The sequence below is a fragment of the Pseudarthrobacter sp. YAF2 genome, assembly GCF_052113345.1.
Lineage (GTDB): Bacteria > Actinomycetota > Actinomycetes > Actinomycetales > Micrococcaceae > Arthrobacter.
Genome location: NZ_JBFRDA010000002.1, coordinates 181209 through 206561, shown reverse-complemented (window position 1 = coordinate 206561; position 25353 = coordinate 181209). Strand labels below are relative to the sequence as shown.

Below are 25353 nucleotides of genomic sequence, written 5' to 3'. Positions count from 1 at the left end.
GGTCTTAGTCTAGGGAAGTGGGGCGGTCAGGTGAGCCATCCCCATACCTTCTTGGCACCGTCCGCCACGGCATCGACCGTTTTTTTGGCGCCATCTGCCACCGCATCGACCGTCTTATTAGTGGCATCCGCCACCATCTCGGAGGCCGACCCGTAGCCGAGATTCGATGCAAGCAGGCCCATCCCGCCCCATGCAATGCCTGCAACAGCGAAAAATGGGCCGGCCCCGGGAACAAAGCTGCCGGCGGCAAGAACCGTGGAGATGCCGCCGTCAATCGCCATTCCCGTATTGCCGGTGTCCATGCCATGGGCCATTTGAAACGCGCCCGTGATGATTCCCAGGCCGCCGGACAGTCGCCCCAGCATCGACGTGCCGTTGAGGAGCTGGGTTCCGCGTACGTAGCCAACCCCCGGAACCTGGGCGTATTGTGCGCTGAGCCAAGGCCAGTTGGTCAGCTTCGTCAGGAGCCCACCTTTGGCCATTGTCGCCAGAAGGTCATCCGTATAAAGCCCGGCCGCAGTCACCGCCGTGTTGGCGCCCCACCACCCAGGGCTTCCGGCAACTGCGAGAACGGCGTCCAGCGGCCCGGCCGGATTAGCGCCCGGTGCCCCGGGCGCTGGAGGCCCCACCGGCCCCGCGGAAGGGCCGCTGGCCACACCTGTACTTGCCTGTTCCTGCTCGTCAGCCTGCGTGAGGAGCGTCTTTGAGGCATCAAGCAGGGACTGCGAGGTCCGCTTCATCATGGGCCGCCAGGTGTCACTCCATTCGCGCCGGAAGCGGCTGCCGTCGATGCCCTTCCACTCGACGCTCGATACCAGGCTGGTGATCTGGCGTTCCGTCTCGAGCAGGCGGGCGCCGGAACGGTCCATGGTTTTGGACAACGACCGCAACTGCTCAATGTCAGCGCCGTAAAGGCCAGGGGCCATGGTTGGTTCTCCTCGGAAGGTGGTCACGGGAGCATTCACCGAATTCCCCTGCTCAAGGCTACGTGGTTGTCCGGCTGTTCCTCCATGGGCAGGACTGCCCATCTGGACGCAGCCCAGACCGGGCCACCGGAGCTGCTGGGATAACCTAGTGCAGTGACTTATGAGATCGAGATCGGCCGTGGCAAGCGTGGGCGTCGTGCCTACTCCCTGGATGACATTGCAATCGTCCCCAACCGTCGCACCCGTGACCCCAAGGACGTCTCCGTCTCGTGGCAGATCGACGCGTACCAGTTCGACATGCCGGTGATCGCAGCCCCGATGGACTCGGCCATGTCCCCGCAGACGGCCATCGCTCTCGGCCGCCTGGGCGGGCTGGGCGTGCTCGACCTGGAAGGCCTGTGGACCCGGTACGAGGACCCGCAGTCCGTGCTGGATGAGATCGCCGCCCTGCAGGACGAGATCAACAGCCCCGCCGTGACGGGCCGGATGCAGGAGCTGTACCTGGCACCCATCCAGCCGGAACTCATCACGTCCCGCCTGGCCGAAATCCGCGGGGCCGGCGTCACCGTGGCCGGATCGCTCACCCCGCAGCGCACCCAGGAGCACTACAAGACGGTCGTGGCCGCCGGCGTCGACATCTTCGTCATCCGCGGCACCACCGTGTCTGCCGAGCACGTCTCCAAGAACCACGAACCGCTGAACCTCAAACAGTTCATCTACGAACTCGACGTCCCTGTCATCGTGGGCGGCGCGGCCGGCTACACCCCGGCGCTGCACCTGATGCGGACCGGCGCGGCCGGTGTGCTGGTGGGCTTCGGCGGCGGCGCAACCACCACCACGCGGCGCGCGCTGGGCATCCACTCGCCCATGGCGTCGGCCATTTCCGACGTCGCAGCCGCGCGCCGGGATTACATGGACGAGTCCGGTGGCCGATACGTGCACGTGATTGCCGACGGCGGCATGGGCACCTCGGGTGACATCGTCAAGGCCATTGCGATGGGCGCGGACGCCGTCATGCTGGGCAGTGCGCTGGCCCGGGCAGAGGAAGCGCCGGGCAAGGGATGGCACTGGGGCCAGGAAGCGCACCACACCGAGCTCCCGCGCGGCGACCGCGCCAACGTCGGCACCGTGGGCCCGCTGGAGGAAGTCCTCTTCGGCCCGGGCCACCACACGAACGGTACGTCCAACCTTATTGGTGCGCTGCGCCGCTCCATGGCAACCACCGGCTACTCGGACCTGAAGGAGTTCCAGCGGGTGGACGTCGTCGTTTCCCCCTACGCCGGGAACTGACCCGTTTGCGCTTTGGGCAGGGGCCACGGCCGCCCTGCCCAAAGCGCGCCGCCAGCAAGTAGTGTGGGTTTAATACCGGCACTAGCGGCACTGGAGGCGTTCAATGAAGAGTGTTCCTGCAAACGGCGGAGTTCTCGGCCCGGAAGCCAGGGAAGCCTCCATAGAGCGGTTGCGCGCCACGGCGGAACCCGGCCAGGAGCTGGACATCCTGATCGTCGGCGGCGGCATCGTTGGCGCAGGGGCAGCACTGGATGCCGTGACCCGTGGGCTGAGCGTTGGCATCGTCGAAGCAAGCGACTGGGCCGCCGGAACATCCTCGCGGTCTTCGAAACTCATTCACGGCGGCCTCCGCTACCTGGAAATGCTGGACTTCGCTCTGGTCAAAGAGGCCCTTCAGGAACGCGGCCTGCTGCTCTCGGAACTTGCCCCGCACCTGGCCCGGCCGGTGCCATTCCTGTATCCGCTGACCAAGCCTTTCATCGAGCGGCCCTACGTGGGCGCCGGCATTGCGCTGTACGACGTCATGTCGATCTCCAGCGGACACAGCCGCGGCGTGCCGTTCCACAAACACCTGAGCAGGCGCGGAACCCTCCGTGCCGCGCCCAGCCTGAAGGACGACGCCTTCGTCGGGTCCATCCGGTACTACGACGGCCAGGTGGATGACGCAAAGTACGTGGCGAACCTCGTCCGCACCGCCGCCTACTACGGCGCCCACGCAGTGAACCAAATGGCTGTAGTGGACTTCCTGCGCGAAGGGGAGCGGGTGGTGGGCGCCAAAGTGGCCAACCGCGAGGACGGGACAACGTTCAAGGTCCGCGCCAGGCAGGTCATCAATGCCACCGGCGTATGGACGGATGAAACCCAAGCCATGGTCACCGACCGGGGCCAGTTGAAAGTCCGCGCCTCCAAGGGCATCCACCTGGTGGTTCCCCGCGACCGGTTCCAGTCAACCGTGGGGCTGATCCTCCGCACGGAGAAGTCCGTGCTGTTCGTGATTCCCTGGGGGCGGCACTGGATCATCGGCACTACCGATACCGACTGGCACCTGGACAAAGCCCACCCGGCCGCCTCCAGCAAGGACATCGACTACATCCTCGAACACGTCAACACGGTCCTGAAACGGCCATTGACCAGGGAGGACGTCGAAGGGGTCTACGCCGGGCTCCGGCCGCTGCTCGCCGGCGAAAACGACTCCACGGCCAAACTCTCCCGCGAACACGTGGTGGCACACCCGGTCCCCGGCCTCGTGGTCGTGGCCGGCGGAAAGTGGACCACCTACCGGGTCATGGCCAAGGACGCCGTCGACGAGGCCACCCGCACCATGGACGAACGGGTTCCGCCCAGCTGCACCGAAACCATCCCGCTCCTCGGCGCCAGCGGCTTCCGGGCTGCCTGGAACCGGAGGAACCGTACCGCCGAGGAATCGGGCGTGCACGTGGCCCGGATTGAGCACCTGCTCAACCGGTATGGCTCCATGACGCCCGAGGTCCTGGCGATCATCGAACAGGACAAGGACCTGGCCGAGCCCATCCCCGGGGCCGATGATTACCTGCAGGCGGAAGCCGTTTACGCTGCAACCCATGAGGGTGCCCGCCATGTGCAGGACGTCCTGACCCGCCGCACACGGATTTCCATCGAGGCGTGGGACCGGGGCGTGTCCGCTGCCCCCGTTGTCGCTAAACTGATGGGTGACGTTCTTGGCTGGAGTGACGCGCAGCGCGAAAACGAAGTCCGCCACTATATTGCCCGGGTGGAGGCCGAGCGCCTCAGCCAGCAACAGCCGGACGACGAATCCGCGGATGCCGCCCGCCTGGGCGTGGAAGACATCGTGCCCTTGCGCTGAGGGGCCGTTCGCCCCGCACTGCCGACTGAAGGGATACGCCTTGGCGGAACCACTTGACCCGTATGACGCCGAACTCACCACCCCCGAGATGGTGATCCTGGAGCTGGAGGCGAAAGACAAGACCGACGCCACCAACCAGCTGGCAGAACGGCTCTACGCCGCCGGGCGGATTTCGGACCTGGGCGGGTTCCTCAAGAACGTCAACGCCCGGGAGCACCAGCTGGCAACCGGCCTCCCCGGCGGAGTTGGGCTGCCGCACGCGCGCAGCGAGTTCGTTTCCCGTACGTCGATCGCCGTCGGGATCACCAAGTACGGCCACGCCCTGGACTTCGGTGCCGCGGACGGCCCGGCCACCGTAATCCTGCTGATCGCCACCCCCGCCAGCTCGTTCTCGGACCACCTGGAGGTGCTGGCCACCCTGGCCCGGTCGCTGTCCAAGGAATCCTTCCGCGAATCCCTGCGGCGGGCCTACGACGCCGAAGTGATCGCCGAGCTCATCAATTCCAGCCTGGTGTTCTTCGACCACTAGACCGGCCCGGTCCGCGCAGCAACCCGGACGCCCCCGGCGTTTAGTTGTTCTACAGAAGTACGAAGTACGGTTAAGACGTGTGGAAAACAGCCCTCAAGCCCCGATGGATCGCAGGTTTCATCTTCGCGATCGCACTTTCCGGGGTCTTCGTGCTGCTCAGCCAGTGGCAGTTCGGCCGTTCCACGCAGCCTGAAGCGCCGGTCAACCCCGCCACTGAACAGGTCCAGCCGCTGACCAGCACCCTCCAGCCCGGTGACTTCTTTCACGGCAGCGTCTCAGACCAGATGGTCACGGCCCAGGGAACGTACAGCCCTGATAAGCAGGTGCTGGTCCCCGGGAGGCTCCATGATGGAAAAACCGGCTACTGGGTTGTTTCTGCCTTTGCCGTCAACGGTGCCCCAACCTTGACGGGGGCGGCTGCATCACCGCAAACCTGGATCCCGGTGGCACGCGGCTGGGTGGCAGACCCTGCCGACGCGTCAGCCCCGCCGTCGGGCGTTGTTGAACTGACCGGGCGCCTGATTCCCTCTGAGGCACCTGTTCCCGGCAAGGCTCCCAAACCGGGTGAGGCCTCGGCAGTGTCCGTTGCCGAGCTCATCAACTACTGGGGTGTCAGCAGCTACCCGGGCTTCGTCTCGGCCACGGCCGAGGTGGTGGGCGGCAAGGATGTCAGTGCCGCGTCAGTGCCTGGCAGCCTGCTTCCGCTGAACATCGGCCCGCAGCCGCCGTCGCAGCAGATCAACTGGCTCAACCTCTTCTACTCCATCGAGTGGGTGGTTTTTGCCGGCTTCGCCCTCTTCATCTGGTGGCGGCTGGTCAAGGACGACTACCACCGGGACCTTGAAGAGGCCCTCGACGAAGCCGGGGATTCCGATGCCCCCGCACAGCACCCGAACGAACAGCAGCGACCTGAACAGCACCAGCAGAAGGTACAGCCATGATTGATCCGAAACCGGCCACCCCCTCGTCGCAGGCCACCGGCGGCAAGACGTCCGGCAAGAAGCGCCGCTTCGGCGGCACCGAAGCGCAGATCCGGTCGGCCCTGAAGTTCTACAAGGTCATGGCCTACCTCACCGGCACCATGCTGCTCCTGCTGTGCGCGGAACTGGTGGCCCGGTACGGCTTCGGACAGTACCTGTTCGCCGGCGGCACCAGCGCCCTCACCGGCCAGCCCTTCGGCTTCGGATTCGCCGACGCCGAACCGCAGGCCGTGCTGAACGGCGTCAACGTCTCCGTCACGGTCCTGATCGTCCACGGCTGGATGTACGTGGTGTACCTGATCTCCAACTTCCGGCTTTGGTCCCTCATGCGCTGGCCGTTCCTGAAGCTGGTCCTGCTGGCCCTCGGCGGCGTGGTGCCGTTCCTGTCGTTCATCGTCGAGAAGAAGTTCCACGCCGAGGTGGAGGCTGAGCTCGCCGCCAACCCGCAGGCGCCGCAGCGTTACTGAGCAGTTCCGCCCTGCCGTGGACGTCTGATCCGTCACAGGGCGGCTTCTGAAGGTGCGTCGGTGCAACGGCGCAAAGTAGGCTAGTACGGTGACTACTCCCACTGCATCCCAGACTTCCCAGAAGCCGGTGCTGGTTGTTGATTACGGTGCCCAGTACGCGCAGCTGATTGCCCGCCGCGTCCGGGAAGCGAATGTGTATTCGGAAGTGGTTCCGCATACCTACACCACCGAGCAGCTACTGGCCAAGAACCCCGCCGCCATCATCCTGTCCGGCGGCCCCTCCAGCGTCTACGCGGACGGCGCCCCGAGCGTTGGTGCCGACCTCTTCGAAGCCGGTGTCCCCGTCTTTGGCATCTGCTACGGCTTCCAGGCCATGGCCAACGCCTTGGGCGGCAAGGTGGATAAGACCGGGCTGCGGGAGTACGGCTCAACCGAAACCACCATCCTGGGCGACGGGCGTTCGGTCCTCGAGGGTATGCCGCAGCACCAAAAGACCTGGATGAGCCACGGCGACTCCGTCCATGAAGCACCTGAAGGCTTCGATGTCCTGGCCACCACCGCAGGCGCCGAGGTCGCGGCCTTCGCCAATGAGGAAAAGTGCCTGTACGGCGTGCAGTGGCACCCGGAGGTCAAGCACTCCGCCTACGGCCAGCAGGTCCTGGAGAACTTCCTCTTCAAGGGCGCCAAGCTCGAGCCCAACTGGACCACCGGCAACATCTTGGAAGAGCAGGTGGAGCGCATCCGCCAGCAGGTGGGGGATGCACGGGTCATCTGTGGCCTCTCCGGCGGTGTCGACTCGGCCGTGGCCGCTGCCCTGGTGCAGCGTGCCGTGGGCGACCAGCTCACCTGTGTCTTCGTGGACCACGGACTGCTGCGTGAAGGCGAAGCCGAGCAGGTGGAGCGCGACTTCGTCGCCGCCACCGGCGTGAAGCTGTACGTTGCCAACGAGCAGGAACGCTTCCTTTCCGCACTGGCTGGCGTGAGCGATCCCGAAACCAAGCGCAAGATCATCGGCCGCGAATTCATTCGTGCCTTCGAGGAAGCGGAACTGGCCATCATCGCCGAGGCTGCTGCGCATGGCGAGAAGATCAAGTTCCTGGTCCAGGGCACGCTGTACCCGGACGTCGTCGAGTCCGGCGGCGGCGAAGGTGCTGCGAACATCAAGAGCCACCACAACGTGGGCGGCCTTCCCGAGGACCTGCAGTTCGAGCTCGTTGAGCCGCTGCGTGCCCTGTTCAAGGACGAGGTCCGTGCCGTGGGTGCACAGCTTGGCCTGCCTCAGGAGATCGTCGGCCGCCAGCCGTTCCCGGGCCCCGGCCTGGGTATCCGGATCGTCGGTGACATCACCAAGGAACGGCTGGACCTGCTGCGCAAGGCGGACGCCATTGCGCGTGCCGAACTGACCGCCGCCGGCCTGGACAACGAGGTCTGGCAGATGCCCGTCGTGCTGCTCGCCGACGTCCGCAGCGTCGGCGTCATGGGCGACGGCCGTACTTACGGCCACCCCATCGTGCTCCGTCCCGTGTCCTCCGAGGACGCCATGACGGCCGACTGGTCGCGTCTGCCCTATGATCTCCTGGCCCGGATCTCCAACCGGATCACCAACGAGGTGGACGGCGTCAACCGGGTGGTGCTGGACGTCACCAGCAAGCCGCCGGGAACCATCGAATGGGAATAGCCCCTTGAGCGGCCGGCCTCCGCCAGCGGAGGCCGGCCACTGTTTTTCCCGGGAGAATCCCCGCAATTTCCTGTGCTCCAGTGTTGCGGTCGCTAAAGTCCGGCACCGGAGCGGCTACTCTCGAATCTATGCCGGTATGGTCCAGGGCGTCACGTGCAAACGCAGAAAAGAAGGCAGAAGTGTCAGTTGGTCAAGGCCACCCGGAGGGCTCGGAAGAGCTTCGCAAATGGCTGTCCGGGCTTAAACCCGTCACTGGCGCGGACACGATGCTGCGCTTCACCAAGACCCCCGAAGGCTCCATCGACCTCACATCCGCGCACCCTTCCGGGCTCGCCCAGCTCATGGCAGGGCGCCGCACACGCCTGTCAACGCTGATCCGGGACCGCCAGCAGTATGTGGTGGCGGCCAGGGCGTCGCGCAACATCCGGTCAAAGATCTTCGAGCTCTCCAACGACCGCGGCATCGACGCCGGATACCTGTCCGCCGGCACCGTGGTGTGGACGTCCGCCGTCGGGGGTAAACCCCAGCGCGTGTCCGCCCCCGTCATGCTGACTGCCATCTCCCTGACGGTCCGCCCGGGGGAGGACGACTTCGAACTGCAGCTCACCGAACAGGCGCATATCAACCCCGCCCTGGTGCGGCACCTGAAGAACATCCACGGGATCGTCTTCGACGTCAACGCCGTGACCCGCCTCGCCTACAGCACCGCCCGGTTCGACCCCCAGCCCGTCCTGGACCGGCTGGCAAGCCTGATCCGGCCCATCCACGGGGCTGAAACCCAGCACAACCTGCTCGTTTCCACCTTCGCCGATCTCTCCGGCAACCTGGACGATCCCTGGATCAACGACTCCCATCCCATCGTGTCCGCGCTGGCTACCGCCGCCGGAGGCGAAGTGGTGGATGTCGAAGACCCGGACCCCTCCCGTTTCCCGCACCTGGACAACAGGCATCCCCAAGACGAGTTGCTGCTCCTGGACGCGGACTCGGACCAGCAGTATGTGGTCGATGCTGCCCGGGCCGGCGACTCGCTGGTGGTCAGTACGCCGCCGGGCACCGGACAGACCCAGACCGCCATCAATACCATCGGTGCCCTGGTGGATGCCGGGAAGACGGTGCTGGTGGTGGGCGACCGGCGTGCCAGCCTGAACGAGGTGTCCGGCCAGCTGGAATCTTTGGGGCTGGAATCCATCCTTTTCCAGCTCTCCGGGAACGTCACCGCCCAGCAGCTGAGGGGCCAGCTGGTGCGGGCAATCGTCCGCAACGAAAAGTCCCTGGAACCCCAGCTTGGCAACCTCTACACCACCCTGACCGAGCACCGGCATGCCCTCATGGACCACGTGGCGTCGCTCCATAACGTCCGCGACCGGTGGGGCTGCTCGCCCTACCAGGCCATGCAGTCACTCGCCGAGCTCACCTCAATCCACCCGGCACCGGCCACCACCGTCCGGCTGAAGCGAAGCGTCCTGGACAGCATCCGGGACCGCGATGAACTGGCCGGCAGGCTGCGCCGCGCTGCTGAACTGGGCAGCTTCAGCAAGGCTGCCACCACCAGTCCCTGGCACGGCGCACGGCTGCTGACCCGTAAGGAAACCGAGGAAGCCCAGGACCTGGTCCGCTCCGTGGCCAAGAGCCTCCCGGTCCTGCGCGACCGCATGGACGCCGTTGCCGAGCACGCCGAAATCCGGCTGGGGGAGTCCTTTGCCGAGTGGGGCGAGCAGCTGGAGCTGCTGGTTGCCGTCCGCGGCAGCCTGGACAAATTCACTCCAGACATCTTTGACCGGCCCGTGACGGACCTGATTTCCGCTACCGCACCGTCAGCCTGGCGCCGTGAGCGCGGCATCGAGATGACTTCCATGCAGCGCTCCAGGTTGCGCCGGGTGGCCAAGGAATACGTCCGCCCGGGCGTGCACATCGCAGACCTGCACACATCCTTGGTACTGGTCCAGGAGCAGCGCGCCCTCTGGGCCGGGTACGCCACCACCCAACGCCACCCGGCGGTGCCGTCCGGGCTGGCCGAAATGAACGCCATGTACCGGTCGCTGGACGGGGAGCTGGCGCAGCTGGGCCAGGCGCTCCGCCACACGGAAGCCGGCGGATCCCTCGCGGCTGCGCCCTATGCGCAGTTGATGGAACGGCTGGAACGCCTTGTGGCGGATACCGACACCCTCAAGACGCTGCCCGAGCGCACCCTCCTGATCGAAAACATGCGCGAGCACGGCCTGGGTGAACTCCTCGCCGACCTTGCGGAGCGGGAAGTCCCGGAACGGTCCGTTGGCGCAGAGCTGGAACTGGCCTGGTGGCAGTCCGCGCTCGAGGCAATGATCAGCGGTGATGACTACCTGGCGATGTCCGACGGCGACGCCCTCCGCCAGCTCGAAGCCGAGTACCGGTTGGCGGACAACGCCCACATCGCCAGCGGCGCCGCGCGCTTGCGCTGGGACCTGGCGGAACGCTGGCGCGGAGCCATCGCCGAACAGCCGCGCCAGGCCGGCCTCCTGCGCAGCCTGCTCAAGGACGGCCGGGTGTCATTGCCGGCCCTGACCGCCCAGGCCCCTGACCTGATCGGAACGCTGGTTCCGGTGTGGTGTGTCAGCCCTTACCTGATGACCGGGCTGCTGCCGGCGGAACAGCACTTCGATGCCGTCGTGATCCTGGATGCCGAGGCCACCTCGTTGCAGGCCGTCCTGCCGTCGATTGCCCGCGCACGCCAGGTGATTGCCTTTGGCGACCCGCGCATCGCATCGCCACGGACCTTCACCGTGGGCGTGGAACGACTCGCCGCGGGCGAGACTGCCCACCACCGGGTGGAGAGCGCCTTCACCGCGCTCTCCGCGGTGCTACCCGTATGGCGGTTGAACGTGGTGTACCGCGCGGTGGACGAGGACCTCGTCCTGCAGCTGAGCAAGAACTTTTACGACGGCGGCCTGCGCCGGCTGCCCGAAGGCCAGTCGGCCACAGGCCTGGACCGGTCGCTGCTGGTGGAGTACCTGCCTGACGGTACGGGCCTGCCCAGCGCCGACCACGAGGGCGTGGAGTCCGTGGTGGCTGAGGTCAACCGGGTGGTCGAGCTGGTGTTCGAGCACGCTCGCCTGCGACCGCGCACCTCGCTTGCCGTGGTCACCGCCAGCCTGCGGCACGCCGCCCGAATTGGCGAGTCCATCCGCCTTCAGTTGTCCAACCAGCCCGGCATGGCCGGCTTCTTCGGCGCCGGCCCGGAGTCCTTTAGGGTTGTGGACCTGGAACGGGCCCAGGGCCTGGTCCGCGACCACGTTATTTTCTCGCCCGGATTCGGCAGGACTCCCCATGGCCGCGCGCTCCACAATTTCGGGCCCCTCTCGGCAGAGGGTGGCCGGGAGAAGTTTGCCCTGGCCATGACCCGGGCACGGCGTTCCATGCATGTGCTCACCTGCTTCCGGCCCGAGGACCTGGACCACACCCGGCTCACGCACGGGGCTGTGGACCTGTACACGCTGCTGAACCGCGAAATTTCCGGTAACACCGACCTCGGCACTCCCGCGTCCCGGGCCGCCGCCAGCGAACAGGCACTCGGCGCGGATCCTCTGGTAGCCGACTTGGGTGACAGGTTGCGTGCGCGCGGTGCCCGGGTGTGGCACCAGTACGACGGCGCCATCGACGTTGTCGCCGCGGCTGACCCGCTGAACACCATGGGCAAGGACGAAGCCGACCTGCCACGCCCGGTGGCCATCGAATCGGACGGCACCGGGCAGTACCGCGCCATGAGCGTACGGGAACGCAGCAGGCTGCGCCCGCAACTGCTGGAACGCCTGGGATGGCGTTATATGCCGTTGTGGACCATCGAGGTGTTTACCGATCCCTCGTCCTGCGCCGACCGGATCGCCGGGTATCTCGGCCTGGAGAACCTGGTGCTTCCGGGCAGGCCCGCACCGTCGGCCGGATTCCTTGACGACGACGTTGACCAAGCGCTCAATGGTATAGATGCAGCACCCGCCACCGGGGTTGAGTACCTTCCCCGGCACGGCAGTGGCGGGAACCGGAACGATGCCGGTGAACCCGCCGCGGGAGTCCGCCCAAGCCAGGGCCGGCGCGCCGGTGGCCTGGAAACCAAGGAGGCGGGTGGCATGGCCGCGGAAGACAGTGTTACCGACGAACAAGGGCCCGCGGAAGATCGGGCCGGGGAAGATATGCGCGAGAACGAGAACACGGAACCAGCAGCTGGCGGAGCATCCCCGGCGGGCACGCCGCTGCCGGCTCCCCCGGCAGCGCGGGCAACCGGTGGTCCCGAAGAGGTGCTGCCCAGCAAGGCCGCGGAAGACGACGCCCGCAGCTGGGGCGACCGGGAGGACGACCACGACGCCTGGTTGAAGGAACAGAAGCCGCCGCACTGGGGCTGACCAACAGGCCCGGGCCCCGGGCAGCCAGAGGGTGGCCCGGGAAATCTTTGCTGTGGCATCCGGCATCCGGTGCCGCAAGCCCGCGGACGGCGCAGTTAGCGGGGTCCCGGGTGCCGTGGTGTCACGGCGGACCGACCAGGACGAAGAAGAGCCTGCCCTGGGTCGACGCTCCGGCCAGCCGGGATGATTGTTCGGCGTTGGCGGCCACCACGATCAGCCCGTCGGTCTCCGTTGTACCCAGCCACTGACCGCTTTGCCCGCCCTTGTTCGAGGTCCACAGCACGGGGACCGCAGACGCGATTACCTCGGAGGGGCCGTGCTGGTCAAAGCCGTTGGCCGACGTGAGCACCACATTGACCAACTGGCCCGGTGAGACCAGCTGGATGGAGGACGGGTCCGCCATCCGGAGCGGAACCGCGGCCGAGCCGGAAGGCGTCCCCGTGAGGAGGCCTGGGCCCAAGAGCTGTGCGTCAGTGAGGAGCTGGCCTTTTCGCAGCGGTGCTGCGAGCTGCTTGCCGGCGGCTGCGCCGGCGTCCTGGAGGAATCCCTCGGCCACCATTCCGGGCGGCACGTGGACGTTGGCCAGGTCCGATTCCGTCACCGCCGTTCCGGCGGGCAGATCCCGCGCGGCGGCGAGCGCTGTCACGGTTGAGAGCGGAGCCGGAGTGAGCTGATTGACCGTGACGGCCGCCGCTGCACACAGCAGCAGGGCAGCGGCGAGGCGGCGGTTGCGGCTCAGTACAACGGCAACCCGGACCAGGATGGGGCGGTTCGCCTTGGCAGGACGGGCCGTGTTACGGGAGCTCTGGGTCCGGAGGGCATCGTGGCTGCGGCGTGGATATACAGGCATGCGCCCACGCTAGTGGTGGCCGGGGCGGCAAGGCAGTGGGGGCGGCTGCTATGTGGACAAAGGCGGCCGGCGCCCTAAGGCGCCGGCCGTCGTCGTTATTGTGCTTGGGGCTAGTTGGCCGCAGCTGCCGCGGCGGGCGCTGCAGCAGGCGCCGCGGGCGCCGCAGTCGGGGCGGGGGAGACGGAGCTGCCCTTGGAGTCGCGGGAGTCGGTGCGGTAAAAACCGGAACCCTTGAAAACCACACCCACACTGTTGAACTTCTTGCGCAACGTGCCCTCGCATTCGGGGCAGGATGTCAGGCTGCTGTCCGAAAACGACTGGACGACGTCGAAGGCGTGGCCGCAATCCTTGCAGGCGTAAGCATATGTTGGCACTGGTGCTCCTCCTCTTGGGCAAACGAGAGGTCCCGTGCTGCCACCTGGTAATCCATTAGCAGTCGCAGGGCCTGAGTGCTAATTCTATCACTGCGGCCGGTGGGGACCGGGCTCAGGCGCCACCCGTCAGCCGCCGGTATCCGGACGGCATCAGGACACCGGGAACCGGCCGGTCGAATTCTTCGGCAGGAATCCGGCCTGCGGGCAGCAGTTCATCGTCGTAGATAACAGCGGCAAGCGGGATTTCCTTCCCGGCGGTGGCGAGGTGCCCCAGGAACGTGTCGTAATAGCCGCCACCCTGGCCGATCCTGTTGCCCGACAGGTCCACGGCAGTGGCGGGAATGATGAGTGCGGCTGCGCCGCCGGCCACCTCGGGCCCGTGGCGGTCTCCGGCGGGTTCCAGGATGGGCGCATACCTGCTGCGCACGAAGCTGGTGTCCGGGGTCCAGAACACCCAGCTCAGCTCACGGCCGGGCTCGCACACCGGCAGCAGGACGTCGTGGCCGCTGCCGTGCAGGGCGCTGACCAGCGGCAAGGTGGGGGGTTCTTTCCCCACTCCCAGATAGACGCATACGGGGCCCGGGCGTCCGGCGGTGGCGGATCCTGCCCAGGCCTCCCCGTGGCGGGCCAGGGCCGAACCAGCGGCCTCCAGTTCCGCCTGCGTCCGTCCCGCGCGCCGGCGCCGATGGGCTGCACGGATTTCGTCCTTGACGGGGTTCGCTTCCTGCAGCATGGTGTCCTTCCTCGGTGTCCGGCGTTCTCTGGCGTCACGGGACTGATAACGGGTTGCTGTGCCGGTGGTTACTGAAATGCTTGACGCTGACGTTAGATTAGTCCGGTGACTACCAGTAACCCCAGAGTCCGCAAAGCCGTCATCCCAGCAGCGGGCCTGGGCACCAGGTTCCTGCCGGCAACCAAGGCCATGCCCAAGGAAATGCTCCCCGTCGTGGACAAGCCTGCCATCCAGTATGTGGTGGAGGAAGCCGTCCACGTGGGCCTCCACGACATCCTGATGATTACGGGCCGTAACAAACGTGCACTGGAAGACCACTTCGACCGCGTGCCCTCCCTCGAGTCAACGCTCGCCGACAAGGGCGACACGGAAAAACTGGCCTCCATCCAGGCCGCCAGCCAGCTGGGGGACATCCACTACGTCCGGCAAGGCGACCCCCACGGCCTTGGCCATGCCGTGCTCCGGGCCAAGCAGCACGTTGGCGACGAAGCCTTCGCTGTCCTGCTGGGCGATGACCTCATTGATGCCCGCGACGAACTGCTCAGTACGATGATGGACGTGCAGGCGAAAACCGGTGGCTCCGTCGTCGCCCTCATTGAAGTGGAGCCCGCACAAATCAGTGCCTACGGTTGCGCCGATGTCGAGCAACTGGACGGGGAGGACTATGTCCGCGTCAACCGGCTCGTAGAGAAGCCCTCACCCGACGAAGCGCCGTCCAACCTGGCACTGATCGGCCGGTACGTCCTGCACCCGGCCGTGTTTGATGTCCTCGAGCACACCGCTCCCGGCCGCGGCGGCGAGATCCAGCTGACCGATGCCCTGCAGGAACTCGCGTCCGGAGACGGCGAGGGCCACGGGGTCTACGGCGTGGTGTTCCGCGGCCGCCGCTACGACACCGGGGACAAGCTCAGCTACCTGAAAGCCTGCGTCCAACTGGCCGTCGACAGCGATGACCTGGGCCCCGGCCTGCGGGAATGGCTGCCGGGTTTCACCGCCGGCCTTTCCAGCTAGCGCCGTGCGTACCGGTCCCATCTGGCCGGTCACCCTCGAATGCGGTGACCTTGTCCTGCGGCCCATCCGCTACCGAGACAAAAGGGAATGGACCGAGGTGCGGTCCAGGAACAGCGAGTGGCTGGCGCCTTGGGAAGCTTCCAACCCGGAACCGGGAGGCGGGCTGCCCGACTACCGGCACATGGTGCGTTCACTGAACGCGCAGGCGGCCCAAGCCTCTGCGCTTCCCTTCGTCATCACGGAGCGGACACCCGGACTTCGGAATCCGGCCATCGTGGGCCAGCTGACTGTGTCTTCGATTGTCTGGGGTTCGGCCATGATGGCCACCCTGGGGTACTGGGTGGACCAGGGACGGGCCGGCCGGGGGATCGCGCCCACCTCCGTGGCCCTGGTGACGGACCACTGCTTCAGGACACTTGGGCTGCACCGGATGGAAATCAACATCCGGCCAGAGAACGGACCCAGCCTGCGGGTGGTGGAGAAGCTCAAATTCCGGGATGAAGGATACCGGCCCCGTTTCCTGCATATTAACGGCCGGTGGGCAGATCACCGCTCGTTTGCCCTGACGTCGGAAGAAGTCCCGGACGGCCTGCTGGCCCCGTGGCTGGCGTCCCGCCCGTCATAAATCCATCGGTTTGTGGACGGGGGTACGACACACCGAGGCTAATGCGGCCTGAGCAGGCATGATGCTCATACGGTTTTGAGTGTGGACTTCCCCCTTAGCAGCTCAGTGATCCTCGTGGTTGCCGTCGCGCTTTGGATCGTTTGGGTAGCCCCGTACGTCCTCCGGAACCGCAGGCGCCAGGTCCAGGCCGCCGGCGACTTCCCGGCAGACGCCCCCGCCGATGAAAGGCCGGACCAGCCCGTCGGCAAGGTCTTGAACGTCGCCGCCCAGCAGGAGAAAGCCATGGAACCCAGCAAGAGTGCCGCAGCCGCTGCCGGTGCTGCCAGTACCCCGCCCCCGGCCCGGTTCCGCATCCGGTACGACCGGACCGCCTTGGCCCTTGTGGGTGTGCTGTGCCTGGTGACCGCCTTCATCTCGGGTGTGCTCCTTCCCTTCGGAGTGGGATCGCCCGTTCTTCCACTCACCACCTTTGCGCTGGCCTTCGGATCGGTGGCCGTGCTCCGGTGGCTCGCGGTCCGAGACCGTAAAGCGAAGGTTAACGCAGCCTTCCGCTCCGCCATGAGTGCGCCTGCCCGGCGACAGGAGCCGGACCAGGTCATTCCGCCCAAGCCCGACGCCGCTCCCGTCCGGCCCGACAGCCCCCTGTTCGACGCAGAAGCCGGCGAGTCCAAGGCCAAGCCGCTCACTGCCATGGAATTGCGTGAGGCGGCCCTCGCCGTCGCTGTAGCCGCCGGTGACACTAGTGCTTCTGCAGCCGGCGCCGGAGCTCCCGCAGGCACTCCGTGGGAGCCCGTGGAAGTTCCCAAGCCAACGTATGTCGAGGCAGCCAAGGCCGAGCGTCCGGCGCCATTGCCGCTTGAGCTCCCAGACGCTCCCAAGGCGGTCGGCAAGCCGTTGCTGAAGCAGGGGGCTGCCGGCGCCGAAGCCCAGGAGGCTGCGGCCCAGCCGGCGGGTACCCCGCAGCTAACCAAGGCACAGAGCGCCCTGAGCAACCTCGACGACGTCCTCCAGCGCCGACGCGCGTAGGGGCCCGGAAGGTTCCTGCGCGTGTCTGCGAGCGCAAATTTGGTGTTGGGCACTGATTATTTGTAGCCTAGGGTCACCGGTTCCGCATCGGCTTGCAGTACCTCGCAGGTTGCGGAGAACCCCGGGGCTATAGCTCAGTTGGTAGAGCGCTTCGTTCGCATCGAAGAGGTCAGGAGTTCGAATCTCCTTAGCTCCACCAAAGAGTTTCCATCCATCTTTATGGGCGAAACGCAGTCGAATGCCCGCGCCATTGCAGCCAGGCAGGCCTAGAGTGGCCCCATGGGAATAATCATTGGACTTCTTGTCGTCTGGCTCATTCTGTCCATCGTCGGCTTCGTCGTGAAGGGCCTCTTGTGGCTCGCCATCATCGGCCTGGTCCTGTTCGTCGCAACGGGTGTCTGGGGTTGGCTTAAGCGCCGGACCAACGCCTGACCCCGGCCGGCTGCAACGCATTTCCCGCCCAGGGCGCCACCTCTTACGAAGGGTGATGCCCTGGGCGCGTGGTTTAAATCCAGCCCTTCTTCTTGAAGATGCCGTACATGAGGGCCGCAATGGCCACCATCAGGCCCAGTGACATGGGATAGCCCAGGGGCCAGTGCAACTCGGGCATGTTGTCAAAGTTCATCCCGTAGATCCCCGCAACGAACGATGGTGCGAACAGGATGGCCGCCCAGGACGAGATCTTCTTAACCTGCTCGTTCTGCTCGGCGCTGGCTTCGTTCTGCCGGTTTGCCGTCAGGGTTCCGTCCAGGGTCAGGGCGTTCTGCAGCAGGTCGCGGAAGGAGTCTGCCCGGGAGATCACCCGTTCAACGTGGTCTTCAACGTCCCGCAGGCTGTGCCGCAGATCGGTTTCCACCCCGTACTTCTCGAAACCCCGTTTCAGCTGGTCCATCATCTCCGGCAGCGGGTGGATGGCACGCTGGAACTGGATGACTTCCCGGGCCAGTTCGTAAATCCGGCGTGACACTGAGGAGTCTCCGCTGAACAGCTGGTCCTCGATCTCGTCGATGTCGTTCTCAAGTCCGGCCACCACCGGCGCGTAGTCGTCCACTACCCGGTCCAGCAGGGCGTACAGCACCGCTTCGGGCCCGTGCTGGAGAAGGTCGGGCCGCGCCTCCAGGCGCTGCCGCACCCGGGCCACCCCGGCCGTTTCGGCATGGCGGACCGTCACCACGAAGTTCTTGCCGGTGAAGACATGGAGCTCACCGAACTCCACGGTTTCGTCGGCGTCCACGTACCGGGCAGGCCGCAGGACGGTAAACAGGTTGTCGTCGTACCGCTCCAGCTTGGGCCGCTGATGGGCTGAGACGGCATCCTCGACCGCCAGGCCGTGCAGCCCGAACTCCGCCGCCACAGCCGCCATTTCCTCCGCCGTGGGCCGGTAGAGCCCGATCCACGCCATGCCCCCGTGCCGGGCGAGGGTTTCAAAGGTCTGCTCCAGGCTTTCGGGCTCCGCGTGGCGGACGCCGTTGACGTAGACGGCGTTATCGATGATGGTCATTCAGGAAATCCTAGCCGTCGCAGATGCGGCATTGCTGAGGCCGCTGATAAGGGGCTCGGTCCGGTACGGGATATGGGTGTGCAGGGCCAGTACCGTCTCGGTCCGGATAACGCCCTTGATCCTCAGGACCTGACGCAGGGACGCCTGGAGATTGTGCGTATCCGTGGCCACCACCCGGCACCAGACGTCTCCGCGGCCGGAGATCTCGTGGACCTCCAGGACCTGCGGGATAAGCCGGAGCGCGGCCACCACCCCGTCCAGTTCACGGTGGGAGACTTCGATGGTCACGAAGGCCACCACGTCATAGCCCACCGCATCAAGGTCAACCTCGCGGCCTCCCGGACGCAGGACGCCAGCGCGCAGCAGACGGCGCACCCGGGACTGGGCAGTATTGCGCGCGATGCCCAAGGATTCACTGAGCTCGCCGATTTGTATCCGCGGATCCCTGATGAGGGCCAGGAGGATCTTCAGGTCCGTAGCGTCCAACTTGTTCAAGATCGTCACTCTCCAGCATATCTCGGTCCGGTAATTGATGATTATGCTCAATTATCCCCCGAAGAGCAGTGTGATCACGCAATCCTGCCCCACCCTTGAAGCATCACAGTTGTATCCGCGCCGGCCTCCCACAAGGACTGTTCGCCGCGGCGATCCCTAAGGCGGCACGATGACGGTCTTCAGTGAACTGCGCATGCGCCCGGCAGCGGCCACGCACGCCGGGTGGAACGCCTCCACCACTGCCCGGCTGGTTATTTCGGGCGCGGTCATCTTCATGCTCCTCGTAGGTGCCAACCTGGCCACGCCGCTGTACCCCCTCCTGCAGTCCAGCCTTGGACTCTCAAGCCTGGACGTGACTGCAGCGTTCGCCAGCTACGTCCTCGCCCTGGTGGGAACATTGCTGCTGGCCGGCCACTGGTCCGATCACATTGGACGGCGGGCAGCCCTCCTGGTGGCTGTGCTGACGGGTCTGGCCGGCGGCTGGATCTTCGCGGAAGCGCAGACACTGGCGGCGCTCTGCGCCGGCCGGGCCCTGCAGGGAACCGCCGTAGCCCTTGCCACCGGAGCCAGCGCAGCCGCGTTGCGGGAGCTGCTCCCGTCGCGGCCGGAGTGGGCATCCCGCTTCACGCTGCTGGCGTCCTCCGGGGGCGTCGCCGCCGGCCCCGTGATCGGCGGCCTGCTGTCGCTGCTTCCCGGCGCCACCACGGCACCGTATGCCGTCCACTCCCTGCTGCTTGCCGGGCTCCTCGTTCCGCTGTACCTGATCCGCGCACGCCCGGCAATCATGGCCCCGGCCTCGACCCGGCCGCTCCACGCCCTGGCGCCCCGGCGCCCTTCCGTTTCACGCCAGGCGCGCGGAGCCTTCTGGCTGGCCTCCGGCGTCGGCTTCCTCAGCTTCGCCGTGTTCGGCTTCAGCCTCTCGCTGGCTCCGGGCTATTTCGCCCAAGTCCTTGCCACGGATTCCCGGCCGCTGATCGGCATCCTGGCAGGGCTGCCGCTGGGGGCGTCGGCCATGAGCCAGCTGGTGACGGTGCGCAGCCGGTTCACGGTACCGGCAGGCCTAGCCGTCCTTGGCGTCTCGGTGGTGATGCTGGGAGCCGCCGGTGTGTGGCACAGCCCGGTGCTGCTGGTCGCCGCGGCCGTCGCCGCCGGATTGGGCCAGGGACTGGCGTTCCGGACCGTGTTCAACGACGTCGCGGACAAGGTGGAGCCGGCCCGGCATGCCCAGATCATCAGCACCGTCTACGTCATCACCTATTTGGGGAGTGCGGTTCCGGTCCTTGGCCTGGGGTGGGCCAGCGCAGCGGTTGGAATGGCCGCTGCGGTGCAGGGTTTCGTGCTGTGGTGCGGTGCGGCGGCGCTGGTCCTGTCGGCGACGACGTTCGTCCAGTCGGCAAAGCAGCGGGCCGCCGCCTGACAGCATCGCAGGGCAACCCTGTTTCCGGCCGGTGGTGCTACTCCGGAAGCGGGCCGTGGTTGCCTTGGATGTGCTCGAAGACCAGCGTCGTTTCGGTATGGCCCACGACGGGGTCGGTAGCCAGGTTGTCCAGCACCCAGTCCCGGAGGTCTTCGGTGCTCCCGACGGCGATGTGCAGCAGGTAGTCCACCGAACCGGACGTGTGGAAGGTGGACAGGACAGCCGGCAGGTGGGGTACGCGGGCCGTAAAGCGGTCGATCTGGTCGCGGTCATGGGCCCGGAGCCGCACGGCCACCAGCGCCTGCACGGACCTGCCGATCGCCGACAGGCTCAACTTTGCCTCGTAGCCCTGCACAATGCCCCGCTCAGACAAGGCGCGGGTCCGCATCAGGGCTGTTGAGGGCGCAATTCCCACCATCTCGGCGAGTTGCTTGTTGGAGATCCGGGCATCGGCCACGAGGGCTGCCAGGAGCCTCTCGTCAATGGCATCCAAGGGTTCCAGGTGCGTCCCGGGCCTGAAGTTCCTGCCATTCGTGCTCACTGCGTTTCCTTCCAAAGGGTCCTCAGTTCATCCTAGACCGAAGAAAGGCCGCCATCCGCCTTGTCGGAGCACGCCCCACCGAACATTCAAGTTGCCCGGCAGCTTCTTGAAGCGGGTTAATTCGAGTACGGCGCAGGGCTGTCAGGCTGCGGCCGGGTCCGTTCCAGGATGGACGACGGCGACGGTTGCTGCCGTCAGGCAGGCCAGGACAATGACGGCTCCCGCCAGGGCATTCCAGCCCCACGCCTGGAAGACCAGGCCGCCGGCCCAGCCCAGCACGCTGGAGCCAAGATAGTACGCAAGGTTGTACAGCGATGCCGCCTGGGCCCGGCCGGTGCTGGCGATGGCACCCGTCCAGCCGGAACCGATGCTGTGGGCCGCGAAGAAGCCGCCGGTAAACACCACCAGGCCGGCCAGGATCAGCACCAGGTTCGGGGTCAGGGTCAGGGCGAGTCCAGCCATGGCGAGGGCGAGCCCGGCCAACAGGACGTTGCGACGCCCGAACCGGGTGGTCATGGTGGCGGCCCAGCGGGAAGAGAACGTCCCGGACAGGTATGCCAGGAAGATCAGGCTGATAACGGTCGCCGGGAGTCCGAAGGGTGCGCCCGACAACCGGAAACCCAGGTAGTTGTAGACGGCCACGAAACCGCCCATCATCAGGAAGGCCTGCGCATAAATGGCCAGCAGCCGGACATTGCGCAGGTGTCCGCCGAGGGTCCGCAGGGCCCCGCGCAGTCCCGACACCTGGGCCGGGACGAAGCCCTGCGCCTTGGGCACGAGGGCCAGGAACGCTACGGCGGCGGCTGTGGCGAGCAGGGAGACCGCCAGGGCAGCGGCCCGCCATCCCCAGAGCTCGCCGGCCGGGCCTGCCACGAGCCGACCGGACAGGCCGCCCAGGGTGGTGCCGGCTACATAGCTTCCCGCTGCCAGCGCCGCGTGGGCTTTGCTGACCTCCTCGTTGAGGTAAGCGATGGCGATCGCGGGGATGCCGCCCAGGGCCATCCCCTCGAGCAGGCGGAGGACCAGCAGCATGGCGAACCCGGACGACAGCGGTACCAGGAGCCCCAGGACGGTGGCCGCGGAAATGCCCCACATCATGGCTTTGACCCGGCCGATCCTGTCCGCCAGGAAAGACCAGGGAATGACGGTGGCGGCCAGTCCAACGGTGGCCAACGAGATGGTGAGGGCGGCTTCGGCGGCTGTGACGTGCAGATCTGCCGCCAGGAGAGGCAGGACGGCCTGCGTCGAGTAGAGCTGCGCAAACGTGGCCACGCCGGCGCAGGACAACCCGGCGAGGATCCGCCCGTAGGCCCTGGATCCCTTGGCATGGCCGGTCCAGCGTGGGGGAGCGGCAGTGCCGCCGCGCTGATTCTGGGGCATCCTGCCAGCGTAGCCCCGGGACAACTGATGCATCCAATGCATACTTTGTGGCAAACTCATAGCAGAAACGGATCATACTGAACACGAGTGCCGCCACCCTCCCAACGGACCAGCCCGGCGGCTGCCGCTCCCTGATCGGCGGGCAAGGAAGGGCGGCATTGGAACCGGACCGCAAACAACTGGCGCAGCTCCTTCCGCTCCTTCCGGTGCTGGCCGAGCTGGGCCGGACCGAGCACGTCACGGAAACCGCGGTGCTCCTGGGCGTACCCCAATCGACGGTGAGCCGGGCGCTGGCCCGGGCAAGCGCCGCCGTCGGCACCGAGCTCCTGGTCCGGGACGGCCGCGGGGTCCGCCTGACCCCTGCCGCCCGCAGGCTGCTGCCCTACATCGAGCAGGCGCTCGCGGAGTTCCAGGCCGGACTGGACCTGGTGCGCAATGAGTCCGAGGTGGTCCGCGGCACGGTGTCCGTGTCTTTCCAGCACACGTTCGGCGAGGCCGTCCTGCCGCTGCTGATCAGCGCTTTCCGCGCCCGGCATTCCGGTACCGGGTTCCGGCTCAGCCAAGGCGCCCGGGATACCTGCCTGGATGAGCTGTCAGCCGGGGAAGCCGATCTGGCCCTGACAGCGCCCGTTGCGGCCCCTGGACGCAGCCTCGATTCGGCGCCGCTGTACCGTGAGCCGCTCCGGTTGGTGGTGCATCACGCCCACCCGTTGGCGCGGCAGCGGATGGCCCGGCTGGCCGACATCCGGACCGAGCCATTCGTGGCACTCGGCCCAGGCTATGGACTGCGGTCCCTGACCGACGCCCTGTTCCGGGACGCCGGGTTCCGGCCCCGAATCGCGTTCGAAAGCCAGGACTCCCACACGGTCCGCGGGCTCGTCTCGGCCGGCCTCGGCGTGGGCATACTGCCGCCTGCCGCAGGGGCACCGGGCCGAACCCGGCGCCCCAAAACAGGGGACCTGGGCTGGGTGGAAGTACCGCTGGATTCCGTCTTGGCCTTCCGCGAGGTCGGCGTCAGTTGGCGGCGCCGAAAACCTGGCACCGAGCCTGTGCCGGCGCGGTTGTTCCGCGAACTTGTGGTGGCCGAAGGGCCGGGCCTGGTGGCAAGCCTGGTCACCCGGGCAAGTACCCTTGTGACGTGACGAACACCCAGAACCCCTCCACCGCCCCCGTCGGGCAGGCAGGTCCCGCCAATCCACTGCACGGCATCACGATCGGACTGGACATCGGCGGCACCAAAACGCACGGCGTCCGCTTCCAGGACGGAATCCCCGTTGCCGACGAATCCGCCGGAAGTTCCAACGTACAGAACGTCACCCGGGAGGAGGCGGCCCGCAACCTGGCTGGCCTCTTCGCCCGGATCGGAGCCGGTCCCGTGGCACGGGTATATGCGGGATCGGGCGGAATCGACACCGACGAGGACGCCGCCGCCCTGGCCGGGCTGATCCAGCCCCTCGTCCCGGGAGCCAAGGTCACCGTTGTCCACGACTCGCGCCTGCTGCTCGCCGCCGGACGGGCCGGAACGGGAGTGGCGGTCATTGCGGGCACCGGCTCGGCCGCCTGGGGACGCAATGCCGACGGCGGCGAGGCCAGGGCCGGCGGTTGGGGCTACCTCCTGGGGGACGAAGGCAGCGGTTATTGGCTGGGCAGGGAAGCGGTGCGGCACAGCCTGCGCCGGATGAACCAGGGACTTCCGGTCGATCCCCTCACCTCGGCCTTGCTCAAGAGCTGCGGCCTGGACCACCCGAACAAGCTCATTGCGCTGTTCCACTCGCCGGAAACGGGGAGGCGATTCTGGGCACAGCAGGCCAGGCACGTGGTGGAGGCGGCAGCCGCCGGACATCAGGACAGCGCAGCCTTGCTGGACCAGGCCGGCAAGGACCTTGCCGCACTGGCCGGACAGGTGCTGGGACAGTTGGGACTCGACGGGCCGGTGATCCTGGGCGGCGGCCTGGGCATGAACGTGGTGCCCGTGCAGGAATCCTTCCGCCGGAACCTGTCCGAAGCAGGCATCACGGACGTCAGGGTTCTGGACCAGGAACCCGTCTTCGGTGTGCTGGAGCTGGTAGGGGCGCCTGCTTAATCCACGGTGCGCTTCCTGGGGGTCAGCCGGACGCCCGGAAGGGGCGGAGCCGGGATGCGGCCGGCTTCGGCCCCGGCGTCCGGCCCGTGTCCGCGGACCAGGCCGTAGCGGGCACCAGCCGCCACGGCATCCGGAAGGGCTGCCTGAGCTTCCCAGTCCTCGCGGGCCTGCTCCACTTCCTCATGGGTGCGGCCCACGAAGTTCCACCACATCAACAGTTCCTCGCCGAAAGGCTCACCGCCGATCAGCAGGAACCGGGTGCCGGGGCGTGCCCGCACCCTCAGCTCACTACGGCCCGCGCCAAGGTAGCCCAGCGGCCCCGCAGGCAGGTCCTCCCCGTCTACCGCCAGGCCGCCGTCGAGCACCAGGACACCGTGCTCAAAGTCCGGGTTCAGCGGCAGCACCGCGTCCCCTTCGCAGGCGACGTCTGCGCCCGTGATCGGTGAGTACATCGTGGCGGGGGACACCACGCCGCCAAATTCACCCACCATCACCGTGGCGGTGAACCCGGGGCCGCTGGCCACCGGCAACTCCCGGTGCTGTTCGAAGGCAGGCGCCCGGTGCCGGTCGGCGTCGGGAAGGGCAACCCAAAGCTGCAGGCCGCGCTGCAGCGGCAACTCGCCGCCGTCGGCGGGAAGCATCGCGAACTCGGAGTGCGAGACCCCGCGTCCGGCGGTCATGATATTCAATTCTCCTGGCCGGACCACCACGTCGCTGCCCACGCTGTCCCGGTGGCGGATATGTCCCGCCAAGGGCCAGGTCACGGTCTGCAGCCCAATGTGGGGATGGGGAAGGACCGACATCGCTGTCCGGTCCGGACCAAAACTGTCCAGGAAGCACCAGGCCCCGATCGTTGGCAACCCGCGCTGCGGCAACGTGCGCTTGACGTTCATGGCGCGCACCCCGCCCAGCGGCACCTCGCGTTCGGCCCACAACTGCAGGCAGGGCCCGGATCTTCCCTCCGCCGGGGCCGGGGGACAGATTTCCTGCTGGGGTGAAACTTCCAAGTTGGTCACGCCTCCACTTTAGGCGCGCTCCGTCCCGGCCGGACATCCGCGTTTGCCCCGCCCGGAAACCCATCCGTGGCTGCCGGGGTGCCGAATGGTCACAGTAGGGATTCCATTGCGGGGTTTGCGGCCAGATCTGGTGATGCCGGCCCCCGATTGGGTTACCGTAACTATCAGTGTGCTGATGGCAATGTCGCGGTGCTGAGAACAGCCCGTCCGAGAGA

Annotated in this window: 23 protein-coding genes and 1 tRNA gene; 15 read left to right on the top strand and 9 right to left on the bottom strand. The window is 66.9% G+C overall.

The window, feature by feature from the left end; all coding sequences use genetic code 11:
* Positions 1 to 26 precede the first annotated feature (26 nt).
* On the bottom strand, positions 27 to 926 hold the full coding sequence (locus tag AB4Y79_RS02895) for a WXG100 family type VII secretion target (protein ID WP_441858603.1): 900 nt from the start codon (positions 924 to 926) through the stop codon (positions 27 to 29).
* A gap of 153 nt (positions 927 to 1079) precedes the next feature.
* Here AB4Y79_RS02895 and AB4Y79_RS02890 point away from each other — a divergent pair, with 153 nt between their 5' ends.
* The 7 genes from AB4Y79_RS02890 (at position 1080) to AB4Y79_RS02860 (ending at position 12086) form a co-directional block, all read left to right on the top strand.
* Positions 1080 to 2216, top strand: coding sequence for a GuaB3 family IMP dehydrogenase-related protein (locus tag AB4Y79_RS02890; RefSeq protein WP_441858601.1), 1137 nt, complete (start codon positions 1080 to 1082; stop codon positions 2214 to 2216).
* Between the two features lie 103 nt (positions 2217 to 2319).
* Positions 2320 to 4059, top strand: a complete 1740-nt coding sequence (locus AB4Y79_RS02885; RefSeq protein WP_441858599.1) for a glycerol-3-phosphate dehydrogenase/oxidase — start codon at positions 2320 to 2322, stop codon at positions 4057 to 4059.
* Positions 4060 to 4099: 40 nt separating this feature from the next.
* On the top strand, positions 4100 to 4588 hold the full coding sequence (locus AB4Y79_RS02880) for a PTS sugar transporter subunit IIA (protein WP_308930360.1): 489 nt from the start codon (positions 4100 to 4102) through the stop codon (positions 4586 to 4588).
* A gap of 77 nt (positions 4589 to 4665) precedes the next feature.
* Positions 4666 to 5529: an SURF1 family protein gene (locus AB4Y79_RS02875; protein ID WP_441858597.1), complete on the top strand. Its 864-nt coding sequence runs from the start codon at positions 4666 to 4668 to the stop codon at positions 5527 to 5529.
* Positions 5526 to 6035 (top strand): DUF3817 domain-containing protein, encoded by a 510-nt coding sequence (locus AB4Y79_RS02870; protein ID WP_441858596.1) that lies wholly within the window; start codon positions 5526 to 5528, stop codon positions 6033 to 6035. The genes AB4Y79_RS02875 and AB4Y79_RS02870 overlap by 4 nt, the downstream gene beginning before the upstream one ends.
* Before the next feature lie 88 nt (positions 6036 to 6123).
* The gene (gene guaA, locus AB4Y79_RS02865; RefSeq protein WP_441858594.1) at positions 6124 to 7713 is read left to right on the top strand and encodes a glutamine-hydrolyzing GMP synthase; all 1590 of its coding nucleotides are present in this window, start codon (positions 6124 to 6126) and stop codon (positions 7711 to 7713) included.
* A 128-nt stretch (positions 7714 to 7841) separates the two neighbouring features.
* On the top strand, positions 7842 to 12086 hold the full coding sequence (locus tag AB4Y79_RS02860; RefSeq protein ID WP_441858592.1) for an AAA family ATPase: 4245 nt from the start codon (positions 7842 to 7844) through the stop codon (positions 12084 to 12086).
* Positions 12087 to 12207: 121 nt separating this feature from the next.
* Here AB4Y79_RS02860 and AB4Y79_RS02855 read toward each other — a convergent pair whose 3' ends face one another.
* The 3 genes from AB4Y79_RS02855 to AB4Y79_RS02845 all read right to left on the bottom strand — a co-directional run bounded on the left by AB4Y79_RS02855 (position 12208) and on the right by AB4Y79_RS02845 (position 14043).
* Positions 12208 to 12936 carry an RcpC/CpaB family pilus assembly protein gene (locus AB4Y79_RS02855; RefSeq protein ID WP_441858590.1) on the bottom strand — a complete coding sequence of 243 codons (729 nt, stop codon included), beginning with the start codon at positions 12934 to 12936 and terminating at the stop codon, positions 12208 to 12210.
* 110 nt (positions 12937 to 13046) lie between these two features.
* Positions 13047 to 13310 carry an FmdB family zinc ribbon protein gene (locus AB4Y79_RS02850; protein WP_441858588.1) on the bottom strand — a complete coding sequence of 88 codons (264 nt, stop codon included), beginning with the start codon at positions 13308 to 13310 and terminating at the stop codon, positions 13047 to 13049.
* A gap of 112 nt (positions 13311 to 13422) precedes the next feature.
* The gene (locus AB4Y79_RS02845) at positions 13423 to 14043 is read right to left on the bottom strand and encodes a 5-formyltetrahydrofolate cyclo-ligase (protein ID WP_441858587.1); all 621 of its coding nucleotides are present in this window, start codon (positions 14041 to 14043) and stop codon (positions 13423 to 13425) included.
* A gap of 105 nt (positions 14044 to 14148) precedes the next feature.
* On the opposite strand from AB4Y79_RS02845, the gene galU reads away from it, so the two are divergent.
* The 5 genes from galU to AB4Y79_RS02820 all read left to right on the top strand — a co-directional run bounded on the left by galU (position 14149) and on the right by AB4Y79_RS02820 (position 17137).
* A complete protein-coding gene (gene galU / locus AB4Y79_RS02840; protein WP_441858585.1) occupies positions 14149 to 15054 on the top strand; it encodes a UTP--glucose-1-phosphate uridylyltransferase GalU in 906 nt (301 codons plus the stop codon).
* A 4-nt stretch (positions 15055 to 15058) separates the two neighbouring features.
* Entirely contained in the window at positions 15059 to 15679 is a 621-nt protein-coding gene (locus AB4Y79_RS02835; protein ID WP_441858583.1) for a GNAT family N-acetyltransferase, read from the top strand.
* A 105-nt stretch (positions 15680 to 15784) separates the two neighbouring features.
* Positions 15785 to 16705: a hypothetical protein gene (locus AB4Y79_RS02830; protein ID WP_441858893.1), complete on the top strand. Its 921-nt coding sequence runs from the start codon at positions 15785 to 15787 to the stop codon at positions 16703 to 16705.
* Between the two features lie 123 nt (positions 16706 to 16828).
* Positions 16829 to 16904, top strand: a tRNA-Ala gene (locus AB4Y79_RS02825).
* A gap of 80 nt (positions 16905 to 16984) precedes the next feature.
* A complete protein-coding gene (locus tag AB4Y79_RS02820) occupies positions 16985 to 17137 on the top strand; it encodes a hypothetical protein (RefSeq protein ID WP_308930369.1) in 153 nt (50 codons plus the stop codon).
* A 73-nt stretch (positions 17138 to 17210) separates the two neighbouring features.
* Here AB4Y79_RS02820 and corA read toward each other — a convergent pair whose 3' ends face one another.
* Positions 17211 to 18206 carry a magnesium/cobalt transporter CorA gene (gene corA / locus AB4Y79_RS02815; protein WP_441858581.1) on the bottom strand — a complete coding sequence of 332 codons (996 nt, stop codon included), beginning with the start codon at positions 18204 to 18206 and terminating at the stop codon, positions 17211 to 17213.
* Complete coding sequence (locus tag AB4Y79_RS02810) at positions 18207 to 18701, bottom strand: Lrp/AsnC family transcriptional regulator (protein ID WP_441858579.1); 495 nt, start codon at positions 18699 to 18701, stop codon at positions 18207 to 18209.
* 169 nt (positions 18702 to 18870) lie between these two features.
* On the opposite strand from AB4Y79_RS02810, the gene AB4Y79_RS02805 reads away from it, so the two are divergent.
* A complete protein-coding gene (locus AB4Y79_RS02805; protein WP_441858577.1) occupies positions 18871 to 20118 on the top strand; it encodes an MFS transporter in 1248 nt (415 codons plus the stop codon).
* Positions 20119 to 20155: 37 nt separating this feature from the next.
* Here AB4Y79_RS02805 and AB4Y79_RS02800 read toward each other — a convergent pair whose 3' ends face one another.
* Together AB4Y79_RS02800 and AB4Y79_RS02795 are read right to left on the bottom strand one after the other, a co-directional pair.
* A complete protein-coding gene (locus tag AB4Y79_RS02800) occupies positions 20156 to 20659 on the bottom strand; it encodes an Lrp/AsnC family transcriptional regulator (RefSeq protein WP_441858575.1) in 504 nt (167 codons plus the stop codon).
* A gap of 141 nt (positions 20660 to 20800) precedes the next feature.
* The gene (locus tag AB4Y79_RS02795; protein ID WP_441858573.1) at positions 20801 to 22039 is read right to left on the bottom strand and encodes an MFS transporter; all 1239 of its coding nucleotides are present in this window, start codon (positions 22037 to 22039) and stop codon (positions 20801 to 20803) included.
* Between the two features lie 158 nt (positions 22040 to 22197).
* Between AB4Y79_RS02795 and AB4Y79_RS02790 the strand changes: the two genes are divergently transcribed.
* Both AB4Y79_RS02790 and AB4Y79_RS02785 read left to right on the top strand, forming a co-directional pair.
* Positions 22198 to 23181, top strand: coding sequence for a LysR family transcriptional regulator (locus AB4Y79_RS02790; RefSeq protein ID WP_441858571.1), 984 nt, complete (start codon positions 22198 to 22200; stop codon positions 23179 to 23181).
* On the top strand, positions 23178 to 24122 hold the full coding sequence (locus tag AB4Y79_RS02785; RefSeq protein ID WP_441858569.1) for an N-acetylglucosamine kinase: 945 nt from the start codon (positions 23178 to 23180) through the stop codon (positions 24120 to 24122). Before AB4Y79_RS02790 ends, AB4Y79_RS02785 begins: the two co-directional genes overlap by 4 nt.
* On the opposite strand, the gene AB4Y79_RS02780 is transcribed toward AB4Y79_RS02785, so the two are convergent.
* Positions 24119 to 25138, bottom strand: coding sequence for a pirin family protein (locus AB4Y79_RS02780; RefSeq protein ID WP_441858568.1), 1020 nt, complete (start codon positions 25136 to 25138; stop codon positions 24119 to 24121). The genes AB4Y79_RS02785 and AB4Y79_RS02780 overlap by 4 nt on opposite strands.
* Positions 25139 to 25353 lie beyond the last annotated feature (215 nt).